General features: G+C 41.3%; 15 protein-coding genes and 2 riboswitches. Of the genes, 14 read left to right on the top strand and 1 reads right to left on the bottom strand.

The window, feature by feature from the left end:
* Positions 1-47: 47 nt before the first annotated feature.
* Positions 48-1,457, top strand: a complete 1,410-nt coding sequence (locus CC97_RS11685; protein ID WP_044975113.1) for a polysaccharide biosynthesis C-terminal domain-containing protein — start codon at positions 48-50, stop codon at positions 1,455-1,457.
* Between the two features lie 76 nt (positions 1,458-1,533).
* Here the strand turns inward: CC97_RS11685 and CC97_RS11680 are convergent, their stop codons facing one another.
* Positions 1,534-3,939: a glycogen/starch/alpha-glucan phosphorylase gene (locus tag CC97_RS11680; protein ID WP_156036896.1), complete on the bottom strand. Its 2,406-nt coding sequence runs from the start codon at positions 3,937-3,939 to the stop codon at positions 1,534-1,536.
* Positions 3,940-4,495: 556 nt separating this feature from the next.
* Positions 4,496-4,584, top strand: a riboswitch (cyclic di-GMP riboswitch).
* A gap of 126 nt (positions 4,585-4,710) precedes the next feature.
* Between CC97_RS11680 and CC97_RS18935 the strand changes: the two genes are divergently transcribed.
* From CC97_RS18935 to trmD, 13 genes are all read left to right on the top strand, one after another.
* Positions 4,711-7,026, top strand: a complete 2,316-nt coding sequence (locus CC97_RS18935; protein ID WP_049962866.1) for a transglutaminase domain-containing protein — start codon at positions 4,711-4,713, stop codon at positions 7,024-7,026.
* A 361-nt stretch (positions 7,027-7,387) separates the two neighbouring features.
* Positions 7,388-7,475, top strand: a riboswitch (cyclic di-GMP riboswitch).
* A gap of 124 nt (positions 7,476-7,599) precedes the next feature.
* Positions 7,600-10,023, top strand: a complete 2,424-nt coding sequence (locus tag CC97_RS18930) for a dockerin type I repeat-containing protein (protein WP_049962865.1) — start codon at positions 7,600-7,602, stop codon at positions 10,021-10,023.
* Between the two features lie 281 nt (positions 10,024-10,304).
* Positions 10,305-11,174 (top strand): hypothetical protein, encoded by an 870-nt coding sequence (locus tag CC97_RS11660; RefSeq protein ID WP_044975111.1) that lies wholly within the window; start codon positions 10,305-10,307, stop codon positions 11,172-11,174.
* Positions 11,175-11,377: 203 nt separating this feature from the next.
* Positions 11,378-11,785, top strand: a complete 408-nt coding sequence (locus CC97_RS11655; protein WP_044975110.1) for a hypothetical protein — start codon at positions 11,378-11,380, stop codon at positions 11,783-11,785.
* A 120-nt stretch (positions 11,786-11,905) separates the two neighbouring features.
* Complete coding sequence (locus CC97_RS11650; RefSeq protein WP_044975109.1) at positions 11,906-13,048, top strand: FtsX-like permease family protein; 1,143 nt, start codon at positions 11,906-11,908, stop codon at positions 13,046-13,048.
* A 4-nt stretch (positions 13,049-13,052) separates the two neighbouring features.
* Positions 13,053-14,246, top strand: coding sequence for a hypothetical protein (locus CC97_RS11645; RefSeq protein ID WP_044975108.1), 1,194 nt, complete (start codon positions 13,053-13,055; stop codon positions 14,244-14,246).
* A 10-nt stretch (positions 14,247-14,256) separates the two neighbouring features.
* Positions 14,257-14,934: an ABC transporter ATP-binding protein gene (locus tag CC97_RS11640; protein WP_044975107.1), complete on the top strand. Its 678-nt coding sequence runs from the start codon at positions 14,257-14,259 to the stop codon at positions 14,932-14,934.
* Between the two features lie 135 nt (positions 14,935-15,069).
* Positions 15,070-15,432: a YlxM family DNA-binding protein gene (gene ylxM, locus CC97_RS11635; RefSeq protein WP_044975106.1), complete on the top strand. Its 363-nt coding sequence runs from the start codon at positions 15,070-15,072 to the stop codon at positions 15,430-15,432.
* Between the two features lie 30 nt (positions 15,433-15,462).
* Positions 15,463-16,869 carry a signal recognition particle protein gene (gene ffh, locus CC97_RS11630; protein ID WP_044975105.1) on the top strand — a complete coding sequence of 469 codons (1,407 nt, stop codon included), beginning with the start codon at positions 15,463-15,465 and terminating at the stop codon, positions 16,867-16,869.
* 58 nt (positions 16,870-16,927) lie between these two features.
* Positions 16,928-17,167 (top strand): 30S ribosomal protein S16, encoded by a 240-nt coding sequence (gene rpsP, locus CC97_RS11625; RefSeq protein WP_044975104.1) that lies wholly within the window; start codon positions 16,928-16,930, stop codon positions 17,165-17,167.
* A 111-nt stretch (positions 17,168-17,278) separates the two neighbouring features.
* Positions 17,279-17,512 carry a KH domain-containing protein gene (locus tag CC97_RS11620; protein ID WP_044975103.1) on the top strand — a complete coding sequence of 78 codons (234 nt, stop codon included), beginning with the start codon at positions 17,279-17,281 and terminating at the stop codon, positions 17,510-17,512.
* A 92-nt stretch (positions 17,513-17,604) separates the two neighbouring features.
* On the top strand, positions 17,605-18,120 hold the full coding sequence (rimM, locus tag CC97_RS11615) for a ribosome maturation factor RimM (protein WP_044975102.1): 516 nt from the start codon (positions 17,605-17,607) through the stop codon (positions 18,118-18,120).
* Positions 18,110-18,823: a tRNA (guanosine(37)-N1)-methyltransferase TrmD gene (gene trmD / locus CC97_RS11610; protein ID WP_044975101.1), complete on the top strand. Its 714-nt coding sequence runs from the start codon at positions 18,110-18,112 to the stop codon at positions 18,821-18,823. The genes rimM and trmD overlap by 11 nt, the downstream gene beginning before the upstream one ends.
* The last annotated feature ends 259 nt before the right edge of the window (positions 18,824-19,082 follow it).

Raw genomic sequence — 19,082 nt, 5'->3', positions numbered from 1 at the left:
TGATATAATAGAAGTGTATTTTATTTTTTAAGAAACGGGGGAGAAATTTGGACAGATATAAAAAACTCGTATCTGATACATTTATCTTTTCGCTTGGTTCATTCAGTTCGAAGATACTCAGCGTTCTGATCCTGAAGCTTGTTACGTCGTATATGGCGGAAGATTCTTACTCAGTCGGAGAAAAAATACGGACTCTTATAAACCTGATCGGACCTGTTGCGTCGCTCAGTCTGGCAGACAGTGTGCTTCGCTTTGGTCTTGACAAAACGCTTTCCAGAAAAAAAGTGTATACCACAGCTGTTTCATTTTCACTCATGAGCATGGCTGCCGGAATGATAGTTCTTGCGATAGTTGCGGCGATATCCGGGTTCAGGCAGTATACGGGACTTATGATGGCCTTTATGTTTACTTCGGAATTCAGGTGGATCCAGCAGCAGCATCTTAAAGCCAAGGATTACATCAAGCTTTATACGGTCGACAGTCTGCTTTCGTCAGTGTCGCTTGTACTGTTTACGCTGCTGTTCATTGTGGTGTTCAAACTTGATATTGCCGGATACATACTCAGTATTGTCATGTCAGACCTGCTGTCGATATTATTCCTTACTTATTTCGGAAACATCCGAAAGGATTTCAGATTATCCGAATATGATCATGAACTCAGGGTTAAGATGTGCCGCTACAGTGCACCGCTTATTCCGACTGCAGTACTCTGGTGGGTGGTAAGCTCCTCAGATCTGTTCTTTGTTTCGAAATTTCAGGGAGAAGATATAAACGGTCTTTATGCCTGTGCCTATAAAATACCGGCACTGATATCATTTGTTTCGGTAATATTCTTCAGAGCATGGCAGATGTCGGCCATAACACAGTACGGTACGGATGAATACCGTCAGTACTACAGCAAGGTCATGAGTGCGTACTCAGCGATGATGTTTGTGGGATCGGCCGGAATAATGATGCTCATTCAGTGGCTTACGAAACTGCTTACCGGTGAAAGCTTCTGGGAATCATATAAAATGGCTCCGTTCCTTATCATTGCGTCACTCATGCAGAGCTTCTGCAACTTCTTAAGCGGAATTTACAATGCAACCGGAAGAAATGATAAATCATTTTATACCAGCGGCATAGCTGCGATAACAAATATTCTTCTGAACCTTGTTCTTATTCCGATAGTAGGCGTTCAGGGCGCGGCTTTTGCTACCATGACTGCTTACGTTGTCTGCTTTTTTATCAGACTTAAGGATACCCGCGCTCTGGTGGGCTACAAGGTTGAATGGGAAAAGCTTGTTATCAATTCCGGAATCATTCTTTTCATGGCCGTTATCATACTCATTGATGCGCCGTTCATGAAAGTATGGCTCTTTATCGGGTTCCTTGCAGCGTGCGCAGTAAATGCACCTTCGCTTATCCAGACAGCAAAAAAGCTTCTGCACCGTGACGGCGGTACCGCAGATGCGTAAAACATATTAATCAAAAATAAAGCACCGTAAAGATCATTCTTCATCTTTACGGTGCTTTTTGTGCTGAAAAATATAATTATTTATTAAGTCCCCAGATGTTTCTTGCATATTCATTAACAGCTCTGTCAGCTGAGAATATACCTGCACCTGCAATGTTGCAGAGAGACATCTTAAGCCATGTGTACTTGTCGTTGTAAAGTTCTGTTGAACGCTTCTGAGCTTCACGGTATGATTCGAAGTCAGCAAGTACCATGTACGGATCAGAGTTTACGAGTGAGTTTGCAATCTCGTTGAACGCACAGCCGTTTATGCCCTTGTACAGGCGGTTGACAGCCATCTTGATCGTGTTGTCAGACTCGAAGTAGCTCTTCGGATTGTATCCTTCATGCTTCTTTGCTGCAACTTCAGCTGCGTTCATACCGAAGATGATGATGTTGTCATCGCCTACAGCTTCCTTGATCTCGATGTTTGCACCGTCGAGAGTACCGAGTGTGATCGCACCGTTGAGCATGAGCTTCATGTTACCTGTACCGGATGCCTCAGTACCTGCCAGTGAGATCTGTTCGGAAATATCACTTGCCGGCATAAGTATTTCGGAAAGAGTTACCTTGTAGTCTTCGAGGAAGTATACATTGAGCTTTTCAGATATCTTAGGATCTTTTCTGAGTTCCTGTGAAATGCTCCAGATCATCTTGATGATCTGCTTTGCAAGATAGTAGCCAGGAGCTGCCTTCGCTGCAAAGATGTATGTCTTAGGTGTGAAGTCGGCATCAGGATGTTCGAGGAGATAGTTGTAGTCAGCGATGATGTTGAGTGCATTGAGGTGCTGACGCTTGTATTCGTGGAGTCTCTTTACCTGAACGTCGAAGATGCTGTCAGGATCGATCTTGAAGTCGAGGTTGCAGTAGTTCTTGCAGTACTTAAGGAAGTTTTCCTTGTTTTCACGTTTTACCTTTGCAAGCTCGTCGAGAACGGACTTGTCATCCTTGAAGAGTGTGAACTTGCTGAGCTCGCTGCCGTCCTTAAGGAAGCTTGAACCGATCTTGTCACGGAGAAGCTTTGTAAGACCCGGATTTGACTGGTAGAGCCAGCGTCTGTACGCGATACCGTTTGTAACGTTCTTGAATTTGTACGGATAAAGCTGATGCTCATCGGCAAAAACATCTGTCTTGATGATCTCGGAATGGAGCTTGGAAACACCGTTTACGCTGTGTGCTGTTGCAACGCAGAGAGTAGCAGTGTGGACGGTGTTGTTCTTTATGATGGACATACGGCTTGTCTTGTCGTAGTTGTTTTCTGTAAGGCTTGCGATCTTTGCGCAGTATCTGTTGTTGATCTCAACTATAATGGAGAAGATTCTCGGAACGATGCTCTTGAGGAGGTTTACATCCCACTTTTCAAGGGCTTCAGCCATTACAGTGTGGTTTGTGTATGCAAATGTGTTCTTTGTGATATGCCATGCCTTGTCCCAGGTGTATCCGCAGTCATCGAGGAGAATTCTCATGAGTTCCGGAATTGCGAGGGTAGGATGTGTGTCGTTGATGTGGATGGCTACCTTGTCGTGAAGGTTTTCCAGTGTTCCGTAAACGGACATGTGGTTTGTAACGATGTCGCCGATCGAAGCTGCGCAGAGGAAGTACTGCTGTCTGAGTCGGAGGGACTTGCCTTCGAGGTGGTTGTCGTTAGGATAAAGAACCTTTGAGATAGCGTTTGCGATGCTGTTTTGTCCGAGTGCCTTTGCGTAGTCACCCTGGTTGAACATTGCCATGTCGAAGCTTGGTGACTTTGCGGTCCAGAGTCTCAGAACCGAAACGCCTTCGCTGTCGTAGCCTGAAACGTACATGTCACACGGAACGGCGATAACTGTGCTGTAGTTCTGGTGTGAGATGTGGTGGTACTGGCTGTCCCAGTATTCGTGGAGTTCGCCCTCGAAGTGAACTTCGATAGCCTTTTCCGGTTTAGGGTCGAGCCATACGTCACCGCCCGGCATCCAGTTGTCAGGAAGCTCGGTCTGCCAGCCTTCGTCGATCTTCTGCTTGAAAATACCGTATTCGTAGCAGATCGAGTAGCCCATGGCAGGAATGCACTGTGTAGCCATGGCATCGAGGTAGCAGGCTGCAAGTCTTCCGAGGCCACCGTTTCCGAGGCCGGCATCCGGCTCGTTTTCATATATTTTATCGAGGTTGATCTTGTATTCCTTGAGAATGCTTCTTACATCCTCAACGATCTCGAGATTGTAAAGGCTTGTCTTGAGCGAACGTCCCATAAGGAATTCCATTGAGAGGTAGTATACCTGCTTCTTTCCCTCTGAGTTGATCTTGTTGTTGAAGCTGTTTCTCTTTTCACTCAGATAATGCATTACAATAGTAGAAAGTGCATTGTACACCTGAGCGTCGGAAGCATCATTCGGTGTGATGTTGTAGTCAGTCTTCAGGACTTTTTCAAGTTCCTGTCTGATATAATCCCTGGTCATCTTTTTCATCTTTTTTCTCCGTTCTCCGGCCCTTTATGTCTGTTTCCCCCTGACTAAAATACAGACTGATGTGTTTTAGTCAATCTGATAGATAACATGCGATACCGGTTAATTATAATCTGTGATATGTATAAAATCACTATACATACAATTATACACGAATTAAAGCCTGAATTCAATAGTTTTATGTGCACAAATTAAAGTGAATTAATCTGTTATAATATAAATAGTGTAACGCCGGTTTTACGGGCTCTAATCATATTTTTAATCCAGGTTAAAAATTCAGACGGTATTTTGCATACAGAATTCTCGTCTTAAGTGTGCATATCTACAAATCGGAAGTATGAATACGAAAAATTTATATTAACTATTGACAACGGTATTCCACAGTGCTATACTGTGTACAGAAGATAAATCACGGGCCTCCAAAAAGGCTCACATATTTATTTTCATCTGACCTAAACATCTGCTAACATCTTACTCCTCCGTCGTACTAAAATTTTCGCATATGATTCATAATGATCTGACTTTTCAATTCACTACTCACTGAATATAATAGAAAAATTTAATTATTGGGCAAACCTGCTGAAAGGCAGGGACGCAAAGCTAACGGGTCTAAACCGAATAAAAAGGGTATGACAGCCAGCTGCACAATTTTTAAACGACCTTTAAGAACGGACGTTTATGGTTGGAAAAAAAGGCTGATACCATAAGTATCAGCCTTTTATTAATTTTTGATGTTAATTTAATGAGTAGAATCAGGGAAATGGAGGATTCACTATGAAAAAAGGATTTGCAAAATTTATGAGCGGCCTTTTGTCGGCCGCCGTTGCTGTCAATTTTGCAGCTCCGCCGCTCTTTGTTCTGGCTTCGTCGGATGACACGATCGCGAGCCTGAGCGAAACGCTGAAAACGGGACTGCAGAATTACGAAACGGCCATTGACATAAGTAAGTTTGAAATGGCTCCGGATCAGGACAATCTTTCGAGATTGAGCGAGGTTCTCGGTTATGTAAGAAAGATGCCTGAAATGTTCTGCATAGGCTTTGAAGATCATATTTCGATCCAGCCTGTATACGCAGCAGACGGAAACCTGATCCTCGGACAGGTCAAATTCAGCTATACCAATACACGCGAAGAAGCAGAGGCTCTTATGACAGAGCTGAATGCAAAGATAGACGCTGTAGTCAGTGAAACAGTAACGCCGGGAATGACCGAACTTCAGAAAGCACTTAACCTTCATGATTATCTCGTACTTAATACGGTGTACGATACTGAAGGAACACTGCCTGACAGAGACGGCGGTTCATCTGCATACGATATTCTCATATGCGAAAACGGCGTCTGCGAAGGTTATGCACAGGCATACAACATGCTTCTTGACAAGGTCGGAATTTCATCCATAATGGTAACAAGCTACGACATGAATCATGCGTGGAATCTTGTAAACATTGATAATGAATGGTATCACGTTGATTCTACATGGGATGATCCGGTTCCTGATGCCAAGGGCAGAGTTAATCATAAATACTTCATGCTCTCAGATGATGAGATCAGAAAAGCCAATCCGGAAGCGGGAAGAAATTATATTCATGACAAGTGGGACAGCAAGGGTATTGAAGCCACTTCGAAAAAATACGATCACGCTTTCTGGCAGACAGTAGGCACTGAGATATTCACACGCGGAGACCAGTGGTACTTCGTCGATAACAAAGGTGAATACAGCAGATATACAGAATCCACAGGCGAAGTTGATAAATTCGTAAGCCTCGGTGACGAGCGCTGGTACGTGTGGGGACAGTATTCAGCATACTGGGAAGGCAAATATGTAAGCCTGATCATTTCAGGTGACAAGGTTTACTACAATTCGCCGACAAACATTTACAAGATGAATCTTGACGGTTCCGAAAAGGAAAGTCAGTGCTATGTAAATCCATATGATACAAACGGATATGTTTACGGCCTGAAACTTGACGGAAATACAGTATACGCAGTTATCAAGCAGGAACCTTCAGATGAAGGAACACTGTATGAAGCTCTTGATGTACGCTTTGAGAAGAAAGTAAGCATTATCGATACGATCGTTGATTCCATAAATAAAATGGAAGACGGTTCATCAGCAAACTTTGATTTCAGAGATACAGAAAGCATCCTTCCGGCAGCAGCCATCGATGCAATGAGAAACAGAAACATCAGAATTTCCCTTGACCTCGGCGATTATAGCTGGAACATAAAGGGTAAAGATGTAACTGCTGAAAAGGCAAATGATCTTAATCTTGAAATAAAGAAAGACCAGGGAACTATCCCTGAGGAAATGTTATCGTCAATCGCTGATAAACGCAAATCAGTTATTGAACTGGATCTTCAGCACGAAGGCGACTTTGGTCTGAAGGCCAGCATAAACTACGCACTGGGAGCACAGTACATAAACAATGTCGCTGTTCTCTACAGTTACGACCGGCTTGGATCCAGAATGGACAAGGTCAATACATCGATGGTCGATTCAAACGGCAAACTTCAGATGGACCTTGATCAGTCTGCAAGCTACGCACTGGTATTGTGGGACCTTCAGGCTCCTGAAGACCCTATAATACAGGCTCCGGTTAAGCCGCCTCAGGAAGAGGTACCAGCTGAAACAACAGCTGAGGCTCCGGCCCTGACAGAAGCAATGACTTCTGAAGTTACAGCATCTCCTGCAGAAACAGCAGTTTCCAAAACAGCAGCTTCCGAAACAGCAGTTTCCGAAACAGCAGTTTCCGAAACAAAAGCTTCTGAGACAACAGCTGAGATCACATCAGCAGTTGAAGTTGCAGATCCTGCGGAAACAGCAGCTGAAGTACCTGCAGTTACTGAAACAACAGAGATCACAGCTGCATCTGAACCTGAAGAATTCAATAAAACAGCTACAGGCGACCTCGACGGCAGCGGCAAAGTGGATCTTTCAGATCTTACAACACTTGCACTCTACCTTTTAGGTGAAGGTTCATTCTCAGATGTACAGCTTAAGATCGCGGATGTAACAGGTGACGGCTTAGTGGATCTCGCAGATCTCGCTACAATGAAGCAGTTCCTGGCACACAAGATCGATCGCTTCTGATAAGGAAACTATAAAGACATTTTCAAACAAATAGTGTTTTTCTCATATTTCCTTGGGAAACGTCCCTGCTCCACAAGAGCAGGGGCGTTTTCTCTTTATACGAAAAAAACGGAATGGCTCTGATCCGGCCGTGGTTTCCGAAGCAGGAGAATACGTGGCTCGTGTATGATTTTTATACGTGAAAATGCTTATATGAAGATGGTCTTAAGTATGCATATATACGAAAATGCTTCAAATGGCGGATAATAATATATATAATATTGACAACAAGTGACTGAAGTGCTATACTATATATATGGGAAACACCGGATGTTAACGTTCCGGTGAGAAAACGGGAAATACCGGCAGGAGGCCGGTACACCGAATAATTTGGCAAACCTGCCGAAAGGCAGCGACGCAAAGCTAACGGGTCTAAACCAGACAGAATGGTATGACAGCCAGCTGCACGATCTTTGAACTTACTGAGGGAAGGAAGTTCAGACTGGAAACAGAGGCTGGTACCAGAAGTACCGGCCTTTTCTGATCTGTGACCACAGAGTATGAGAATAAAGACAGTGAACAGGAGGAATTACAATGAAAAAATTTGCAAAATTATTAAGCAGCTTTATTTCTGCTGCTATGGCAATCAATTTTGCAGCTCCTGCAGTGTCGGTCGTTCTGGCAGAATCTGATGATACGATTTCCAGTCTGAGCGAAACGATAGAGCAGGGCCTTCGCGATTACAGCTCAACCATAGACATAAAAAAATTCGGACTTAAGGTCGATACCGAGCAGAACAAGGCCGACAGTATAAAAAGGATAACCGATACGATATCCTATCTGAGAAAAGTACCTGACATGTTCAGCGTTCAGTATGAATCTTCAATGCAGATACAGCTGGCTCCGGGAAATGACGGTGCGTATGTGGTAAGCGGCATTAAGATAAAGTACACAAATACCAAGGAAGAAGCGGATGCTCTCCGTAATGAAGTGTATGATAAAATAGACAGAATAATTGAAGAAAACATCACTCCGGGAATGACAGAGCTTCAGAAGGCGCTTGTGCTTCATGACTATCTTGTGCTGAATACAACATATGACCTCGGAAATACCCTGCCTGACGGATATGAGGGATATACAGCATATGACATACTCGTATTCGGCAACGGCGTGTGCGAGGGTTATTCCCAGGCATACAACATGCTTCTTGAAAGAGTGGGCATATCTTCAATAATGGTAGTCAGCGATGCGATGAACCATGCATGGAACCTTGTAAACATAGACGGCGAATGGTATCATGCCGATGTAACATGGGATGATCCTGTACCTGATTCAATAGGCAGATCCGGTCACGGTTATTTTCTCCTTTCAGACAAGGCTTTTGCAGCGGCAAAACCTGAAGCAGGAAGAAACAGGGCACATACTGACTGGAACAGCAAGGGTATAAAGGCAACTTCAGAAAAGTATGACAACGCATTCTGGCAGACAGTTACTACTGAAATATTCACACGCGGTGATCAGTGGTATTTTGTAAACAAAAACGGTGAATACAGCAGATATACAGAATCCACCGGTGCGGTCGACACATGGATAAGTCTCTGCGAAGAGAAATGGTACGTGTGGGGACAGTATTCGGCTTACTGGGACGGAAAATACATCAGTCTTGTGGTAGCAGGCGACAAGGTCTACTACAACAGCCCGACACAGCTTTATGTGATGAACCTTGACGGTTCGGAAAAAATGGCGGTCGGAAACTACATCAATCCTTACGAGACGAACGGATATGTTTACGGACTTAAGCTGAATGACGGTAAAATATATGCCGTGATCAAGCAGAAACCGGAAGACAGCGGCACATTCTATGAAATTATGAGCATCGCAGATGCAGGGATCGATGAAACTAAAAAGTATTCATTTATCGAAAGTCTCGTCGATATAATAAACTCAATGCCTGACGGCAGTTCAAGAAGCTTTGATTTCAGGGAGGAGACAGTTCTTCCTGCAGAAGCTATAAACGCAATGAGAAACCGCGATATAACACTCACTTTTGATCTTGGCGATTACAGCTGGGATATAAAAGGAAAGAACGTAAAACCGGAAGAGACAGGAGATCTTAATCTTGAGATCAGAAAAGACCAGGGACTGATACCTGAGAATATGATCGCAAAGGTTGCAAGAAAGAACAGCTCAGTGGTTGAACTGGATCTTCAGCACGAAGGACTTTTCGGACTTAAGGCAAATATAAACTACCTTCTCGGTTCGCAGTTCAGCAACAGTATAGCAGAGCTTTACAGCTATGACAGCACCGGTGCAAAGATGGACAAGATGGATACAGCAATGGTCGATTCAAAGGGCGGCCTGCAGATCGAACTTGACAAATCTTCATGCTATGCACTTGTTCTGAACAATGCATATTTACCGATGGACACACAGGCTCCGCAGGAAACAACAGCTTCTGCAGCTGTTACAGAGCCGGCAGCTCCGGTATCCGAAACAGGCATAACAGAAGAAACAAAGGCTCCTGAAGTGACAACAGTTCCGGAAACGACCATAGCACCTCAGACAACGTCAGTTACTGAACAGACGGTACCTTCTGAAACTACTGCACCTGCAGAAACAGCAGCGCCGGTAACAACAGCAGCATCAGTAACTACACCGGTTCCTCAGACAACAACAGCTGCACCTGCATCAGTAACAACGCCTGCAGTTTCTTTAACAACGACAGCAGCGCCTGTAACAACAGCCGTTTCTGAGACTACGGCACCGCCTGTAACAACTGCGGCAGTAACTGCACAGACTCCGCCGCCTGTACCTGTACATGCCATCGGAGACGCTGACGGCAGCGGAACAATAGATATTTCAGATCTTACAACACTTGCACTGTATCTTTTAGGTGAAATAAACCTCACAGATGCACAGATCTCGAGTATAGATGTAACAGGTGACGGTATTGTGGATCTTACAGACCTCGCAACACTCAAACAGTTTATCTCACACAAGATCGATAAATTCAGATAAAGATATGTGATTCCTTTAATGACATTTACCAACACTGTTTTTCTCATATTTATTTCCTTAGGAGGCGCCCCTGCTCTAAACAAGCAGGGGCGCTTTCCTGGTGGACTGCCGGAGGCAGCCAACTCAAAAACCCGCATTCTGCCCGAATGCGGGTTGAAAACGGAGCGGTTATTCAGTTTTTATATGACTATTGCCAAATTCGCCGGAATAAGCTATACTTTAGAGTAGGATTGTTACGTGAAACAAAAGGCCATACTTATTCAGAGTCAGGAGTTTTTATAATGAAAAGAATTTCAGTATTATTATCGTTCTGTGCGGCTGCTGCAGTTATGCTCTGCGGGTGCGGAAACAGCGGAAGTACAACTACTGTAATAAATGACAGTGCAGCTGATAACGGCGCTTCTGAAGTGAAAGTTACGGAAGCGGAAGAGTCTGCAACGGATGACGGAGAAAATGAGGATTCGGCTTTCTACGGCTATAAAAGCTTTGAGTTTGATCTTCATGCGGGAGACAGGACATATAAAACGGACCTCGGTGAGATCGACACGCTTCCGCCTTATTATGATGTCTATAATGATAAGATTTACGTGTTCTGCGAATCCCTTGACGGAAAAGCAAGTGTAGCAGTTATACCGCCGGAAGATCCGGAAAGCCGTGAGATCATTGAGCTTCCGGACTGTCCGGTAAAGTTCAATGACGTTGATCCGCCGTTGATGCAGGCTGAAAATACGATCGTGGGTATGACTCTGGGAATGACACTCTATAAATATAACTGGACCGACAAAACATATTCGGAAACTGAGATCCAGGGCGGCTGGGGCATGGCGACTGACAAAGAAGGAAACATTTATGTTCTCTGCAACGGTCAGGACGGAAAAAAGAACATTCAGAAATTTGATGCGGACCTTAAGCCCGTTTATACTGCCGATGTAACAGCCGAGGAAACGTTTGTTGATTACATAAATGTTGATGAAAATGATGAGCTGGCGGTTTATCATTACAACATTGAAGAGGACAGAATGGACTGCGATGTTATTGACAAAGAAACAGGCAAAACGGCTGAAACACGCGAAAACGTGATCTTTGATCCGGAAGCTCCCCTGAAAACTTCTGACGGTACGGAGATCTGGCTTGAAGCGGATGCAGAGTAAACTCACTGAAAGTAGTATAAGTTGATATTCAAGGATTAGTTGGGAATCAAAAAACGTTTCGCTTGAAATGGTAATGAAATATGATATAAATATTTTCTATAAGCACAGCGTATTGACATCAAAAACGATAAATGATATAATTTTTATAACAAGTGAAAACTGTAAAAGTTTTCATTAGAAATAAAAAATAGGTGAGGTATGCTATGAAAACAAAGATTTTAAAAGGGCTTTTGGGAACATCACTGGTGTTGGTTATGTTGAATGCAGCTGTATTTTTGCCCAAAATCAAAGCTGCGATTCACGGTTATGCTGATGATCAGCATTATGCGTATTTTTTATATGGATTCGACGGTTCAACTCCATATGTCGGATTAAGAAATACAACAAGTTCAAGTAAATATGGACTGGTGAGAATAGAAGGGTACACAGCTTCTGGTCAGTATATTGATTGTACCGGTGCTGATAAGGTGCTTGCCAGCAATGAAATAGTTGAAAAGAGCGGTTCTATAAGCGGAGCGTCGAAATATCGCTTTTTTGGAGTGTTGTATTCGACCAATGTACCATATGGTTCACCACTGGTGGAATTTGATACAGGCTATATGTGGAATTGAATTTGATAAAGAAATACTGATTAAGCCAACGTTTTATTGAAAAGCAGGACTATGTCCTGCTTTTCTTCTAAATGCGATTTGTAAACAACAGGTTTTATTAGTAATAACAAGGTGAAGAAATTGAAGTACGCATTAAAAAATATCAGAACGTTTTGGAAAGAGGATAAGCTCACTTTATTTTTACTGGTTATTTGTGCAGTAGTGTCATCACTGGTTATCAATTATTCTGCAGCAGTATATCAAAATTACAGTAAAATGAAAAATGATATAGAAACAGATGTAAATGAAATAATGATAAGATTGCATAATAATGAAAATTGTTATGCGACAATAGGGAGTATTAAAGAAATGTTTATGTCATTTCCAGATCGTATCAATGATTCAGTTACAATGTATTATGCTCAGTTTGAATGTACAGATATTCCTTATGATAGAGGCGGGGTGTCTGTACGTTTTTGCATTAAAAATGATTGCATTGTTCCATGTCACTTGTTTGAAGAAAACCTTCGTAAGTGGGGCAATTTCACGTCGGGAGTATATTTTTCTGACCAGCAGGAAATCAACGGCGAATGCGTCGCATTAATACATGATGACAGAGGTTTTGGAGAAAACAGTATTTATAATAAGCTTATGATTGATGAAACTCATTTGCAATTTATGGGGAAGAAATACGAATTAATAGGTATGGAAAAATTAGAACCGCTTTTGGTTCCTGTTAATTCTTTAAATGATGATATAATAATTGATGCAATAGCAATGGATTTTTCAAGTGCTTTAACTCGAAGCATGTATGATGATATAAGTGAAATAATCAATAACAGTTTTGAAGAAATTGCAGATATTCCGGACTTGGAATTTCCGGATATAGATGGCATAGCTTATAGTAATACTTTGATAATTGTTGCTGTTATGCTGTGCACTTTTTCTGCAATTAGTTTTTCAGTTATTTACAGTTATTTGTTAAGCAAACGTAAAAAAAGTCTTCTTATATACAGATTGTGCGGTTGTAAAAAAATAATGGCTTTAAAAATTTATCTGGAGGAATGTATGATTGTAATGATACCTAGTTATATCGTTGGCTCTGTTGTTTTTTTATCAATTGTATTGCGTAACAAAAATTTACTCGAATTAGATTACTATAGATTTGAGTTGAAGGATTTTATAATGATGTTTTTTATTTATTTAATTGTATCTATGTGCGGCCTTACGATGATGATATACCACAATTGCCTGAAACATAGTATTAAGCGCTGCGGAGTGTAATTGTATGAGTCTGAAGATTATCGTTCGAAGTTTCAAAATGAATTATAAGCTTAATATTCTTGTTGGATTACAGATCGCAATCGTATTTTTTCTTCTTATTAGTTTGACATCAACTATATGTTCGTTTTATTCTACGTATAATCCACTAAAAAAAGAATTAAACAATAATGGAGCATATGCCTTTATTGATCATGGTCAGAATCCTGAAGATAAAAAAACAATAAGGCAGAAAGAAGAATTTCAGAATTTGGTGAAAGATACTGATAATATTTCTGGTACATATTCTGTATGGCTCTCCTATAATGAGACTGATTTAAATGCGATCAGCTATGATGATGATATTATTAACTGGTACACCCCTGAAATGAAAGATGGTGAATGGTTTGACCTGAATAAAGATCAGGAGAATTTTGTTCAGGTTGTTGTTTCAGATAACAATGCAGGCTTCAGGACAGGAGATGAAGTGACTTTTGACAGCTTTGGCAATGAAATCAAAGCTAAGATAGTTGGTGTCATGAGTCAGAATTCAAAGATAATTGGTGCTTTGACAAGACAAAAAGAAGAAATAAGTTCCCAGGATTTATTTGTTAATTACAATTTTGATATTGAAGAAAAAACATTATTCATATTTAATCAGAAAAGTCTGCTGGATAAACCCGTAATAACGCAAATGAACGGACCAGTGTTTTTAAGATATAAGTCTGATATTCCAACTGAGAGTAAAGAGTATAATGAGAAAACATTGATGAAACTGAATAAATCATTATTGATATCCTATGATACTATAAAGGAGAACAGTATTGAAAATATAAGAAAAAGGCTGGTCGTTTTACTTCCTTTAGTTATATGTATATCTGTTTTGACAATTACTACTATAGTAAGTGCTAATGCGCTAATAATGAAGAATCAGTTAAGAACTTATTCGATTTTCTATATATGTGGTCTTAAGTGGAATAGTTGTATAATATATAGCGTGCTTTCATCGGTGATTACGGCTTTAATATCAATGGGATTTTGTTGTTCGCTTATATGGCTGATTGATTATCTCGAACTTCTGCATTATAGTTATATAACATTAGGTTTTAAGCAATTGACAGTTTGCATGACCAATATGATTCTGTATGCCATATGTTCTTTCCTTGTTTCTCGAAGAATACTAAAAAAGAATTCACCTGTTCAGAATTTGAAATCATACTGAGGTTATTTACATGATTGAATTAAAAAATATAAATAAGACATACTTTTTAGGAAAGTCGAATGAACATAAAGTGCTTAATAATATAGATTTAAAGATTAGCGACGGAGAATTAGTAGCTATTATTGGCAAGTCGGGAGCTGGAAAAACGACGCTGCTAAATATAATAGCCTGTATTGATAATTTTGAATCTGGAATCTATAAACTTGATGAAAAAGAAGTGGAGCATTGTAATGATAGTATAGCATGTGAAATCAGAAATAAAATCGGGGTTGTTATGCAGGATTTTGCGTTGATTGATGAGTTCAGCGGATTTGAAAATGTTATTCTTCCTCTTGATTTTTCCCCAAAAATAGTATCCGGAAAGAAACAAAAAGTGATGAATGCGCTGAAATCAGTTGGTATGGACATGATTGCTGAACAAAAAGTAAGTCAGCTTTCAGGAGGACAAAAGCAACGAATAGCAATTGCGAGGGCTATAGTAAATGAACCTTCAATAATATTGGCTGATGAGCCTACAGGAGCACTGGATACAGTTACATCGTCGGAAATTATAAGCTTGTTATTTGATTTAAATCAAAAAGGGATAACATTAATAATAGTTACTCATGATATGAAAATAGCTGAGCAGTGTAATAGAATAATAGAGATCTCAGATGGCAAAATATTGTCAGACAGGACGAAAGCGTAATGAAATAAGACTGCCTTGAGCATATTAATGAAATATTTTATGAAAAAATTTTATTCTCTATTGACAAGCAAGGACAAAAGAGTTATAATTGTAAAGGCTTAAAACTTTACAAACTAGTTCAGAGGAGGCAAAAAGATGGCAAAAAATCTTGATTATGCGGTTCTTCTGGATTATTATGGTGATCTTCTTACAGAAAAGCAGCGCGATATCATGCAGCTTTACTACTATGAAGATCTGTCACTTTCTGAAATAGCTGAAAACGAGAACATTTCACGTCAGGGCGTACACGACGCAATTAAGCACGCTGAGCAGTATCTCGACGAATTCGAAGAGAAAATGGGGCTTTTCAGAAAGACAAAGGTAATGCACGACATGATAAATGCGATCAGAAGCTGCACTGCCGAATACCGTGAAAAGTACAGCTACCAGAAAAATATTTCTGAGTACACCGGTAAAATACTTAAAATAGTGGACGAAGGCGATGAGCTCTTCGGCTGATCAATATAAAAAGGGAGGCTTCTTCGGAAAATGGCATTTGAAGGTTTATCTGACAAACTGAATAACGTTTTTAAACGTCTGAAGTCACGTGGAAAACTTACAGAGGCTGATGTAAAAGAGGCCATGCGGGAAGTACGTCTTGCTCTCCTTGAAGCGGACGTAAGCTATAAGGTAGTAAAAGACTTTGTGGCAAAGGTTTCGGAAAGAGCTGTCGGCGAGGACGTTCTCAAGAGTCTTACACCTGCACAGATGGTTGTTAAGATCGTAAATGAAGAACTCTGTAACCTCATGGGCAACTCCAATGCGAGAATAAACATGCCTTCGAAACCACCGTGTATCATCATGATGTGCGGCCTTCAGGGTTCAGGTAAGACTACTCATTCAGCAAAGCTCGCAAAATACTTCAAGTCACAGGGACACAGACCAATGCTTGTTGCCTGCGACATTTACAGACCTGCAGCTATCGACCAGCTTAAGATCGTCGGCGAAAAGGCTGAAGTAAAGGTCTTCGAAATGGGTCAGACCGATCCGGTCAAGATAGCAAAAGAAGCTGTAAAATACGCTAAGGACTACGGTCACGACATCGTAATACTCGATACCGCCGGCCGTCTCCATATAGATACTGAGCTTATGGATGAGCTCAGAAACATCAAAAAGGAAACAAATCCGAATGAAATAATGCTTGTAGTCGATGCGATGACAGGTCAGGATGCAGTCAATGTTGCCGGAGCTTTTGATGAAGCAATAGGAATTGACAGCGTGCTCATGTCAAAACTCGATTCAGATACAAGAGGCGGTGCAGCGCTTTCTGTACTGTCAGTAACAGGCAAGCCGATCAAGTTTGTCGGCATGGGTGAAAAGCTTGATGATTTCGAGCAGTTCCATCCTGAAAGAATGGCGTCACGAATCCTCGGTATGGGCGACGTGCTTACACTTATTGAAAAAGCGGAAAGTGCAGTTGACCTTAAGGATTCTGAAAAGCTTGCAAAGAAATTCACTGAAAACACCTTCGACATGGAGGACTTAAGAAATTATCTTCTCCAGATCCAGAAGATGGGTTCGATAAAGAGCCTTCTCGGAATGCTTCCGGGTATGGGCGACAAGGTAAAGGATATTGACGTGGATGAACGTCAGTTCCAGCGTATCGATGCGATAATCACATCGATGACACCTGCAGAACGTGCAAAGCCTTCAATAATCAATCCTTCCAGAAAGAAGAGAATTGCAGCCGGAAGCGGTATGAAGGTCGAAGACGTAAACAGACTGCTCAAGCAGTTTGAACAGATGCAGAAGGTAATGAAGCAGTTCGGCAGCTTCGGCAGAGGAAAAGGACCGTTCTCATCAAAGCGCATGAAAAAGCGCATTGCGGGAATGAACCTCGATAAAATGCCTGACATGCCTGCAGATATGAAAATACCTGGCATGCCGAAAAAATGATATTTTTGCTACACGCATTAATATATAAGTATAATCTTATTCCGGAGGTGAAATCAAAATGGCAGTAAAGATCAGATTAAAGAGAATCGGTGCTAAGAAGGCTCCTTTCTACCGTGTTGTTGTTGCTGATTCAAGATACCCAAGAGACGGCAGATTCATCGAAGAGATCGGATACTATGATCCAACTAAGACACCAAGCGTTATTAAGATTGACACTGAAAAGGCTGACAAGTGGATCAAGAATGGTGCACAGCCAACTGAAACAGTTAAGAAGCTTATCAAGAACGCTCAGGCTTAATCAATTGATTTTATCTTTCTGATACAGACTGACAAGTCTGTATCTTAAAGATCAGATCGTTTACGAGGGACGGTAATTTTTAAGTACCGGTAAATAATAAGGAGAAAAGATATGAAAGAACTGCTTTTAGCAATAGTTGAAGGCCTTGTTGAAAACAAGCAGGAAATAACTATATCAGAAGACGCACCTAATGAAGAGGGTGTTATTGTTTATCATCTTCACGTAGCTCAGGACGACATGGGTCGTGTTATCGGAAAGCAGGGCAGAATAGCAAAGGCTATCAGAACTGTATTACGCGCAGGTGCAGCAAGAAACAATTCAAAGGTTCTTCTTGAAATTGAATAATTTCAGAGAATACAATTAAACATGAAAACAATACTGCCAGATCAATGTTCAGGACATCTGGCAGTTTTTTTGATAGAAACGGGTGGTATATCATGTCAGACAATTTTCTTGAAGCTGGAAAAATAGTTAATGTTCACGGCCTGAGAGGCGATGTGAAAATAATGCCGTGGTGCGACAGTGCCGATTTTCTCTGTGAATTCGATTATCTTTATCTTGACCGCGAGGGCAAAAAGGAACTTGAGGTCGAAAACGCCAGAGTATTCAAAAACATGGTGATTGCAAAGTTTGCCGGTATAAATACTGTGGAGGAAGCTGAAAAGCTCAGGGAAAAAGTCCTTTATCTTTCACGTGATGACGTTGAACTGGATGAAGACACTTATTTTATAAAGGACCTTATCGGAATTGAGGTCTCGGATGCTGATACAGGCAAGGTTTACGGCACTATAAAAGACGTTTTTCAGACCGGAGCAAATGACGTGTATGCCATCAGGGACGGGGAAAAGGAATATCTCGTTCCTGCAATCGCAGATGTGGTTATTACCACTGATATTGAAAATAAGAAAATGACTATAAGACCGTTAGAGGGGCTTTTTGATAATGAAAATTGAGATAGCTACACTGTTTCCGGAAATGTGTGAGTCAGTTCTTGCTGAAAGTATAATCGGACGTGCCAGAAAAAAAGGTGCGGTGGATATTGCGTGCCGCAACATACGTGACTACACGAAGGATAAGCACCGAAGAGTAGACGATACGCCTTACGGCGGCGGAATGGGCATGGTGATGCAGGCAGATCCTATTTTCAACTGCTATGAGGCAGTGTGTCAGGAAATGGGCGGAAAACCGCATACCATATACATGTCACCGAAGGGAAACGTTTTTACTCAGAAAAGAGCGATAGAGCTTGCAGCTCTTGAGAATATTCTGATAATCTGCGGCCATTACGAAGGTGTTGACCAGCGTGTCCTTGATGAAATAGTTGACGAGGAGATATCCATAGGCGATTATGTCCTCACTGGCGGTGAACTGCCTGCGCTGGTCGTTGCAGATGCTGTATCAAGAATGTGCGAAGGTGTCCTGTCGGATGAGCTGTGCTATCAGGATGAAAGCCATTTTAACGGCCTTCTGGAATACCCTCAGTATACGAGACCGGAGGAGTGGCACGGTGTGAAAGTTCCGGAAGTGCTTTTGTCGGGACATCACAAAAATATCGATGATTACAGACTGAAAATGAGCATCGAAATCACCAAAAACCGCAGACCGGATATGTATGAAAATTACATTAAAAGCCATGAAATAACAGATAAGACGTGAATGTGAATATATTATTGTAACCAATGTTGTTAGTGTTTAATAAATTTTAGTTAAAATCGACAAAAACCGGACTGATAAATAATTTACGCATAATCAATACATAGAAAATTCAGTTCAAAAGCGTTCTTAGGCAGTTTTATGCGTTGACTACTTCGGATTTACACGGTATAATAGGGTTAAAGGTAATTGATATGTTACTGCCATGCATTAAAGCTTGGACAGTTCAGAGAATGCTTTTGCATAATCTTTTATAATAAAT

Origin of the sequence: Ruminococcus sp. HUN007, from assembly GCF_000712055.1 — a bacterium.
Taxonomy (GTDB): domain Bacteria; phylum Bacillota; class Clostridia; order Oscillospirales; family Ruminococcaceae; genus HUN007.
The sequence above is the reverse complement of the archived record's forward strand: the minus strand, read 5'-3'. Positions and strand labels throughout refer to the sequence as shown.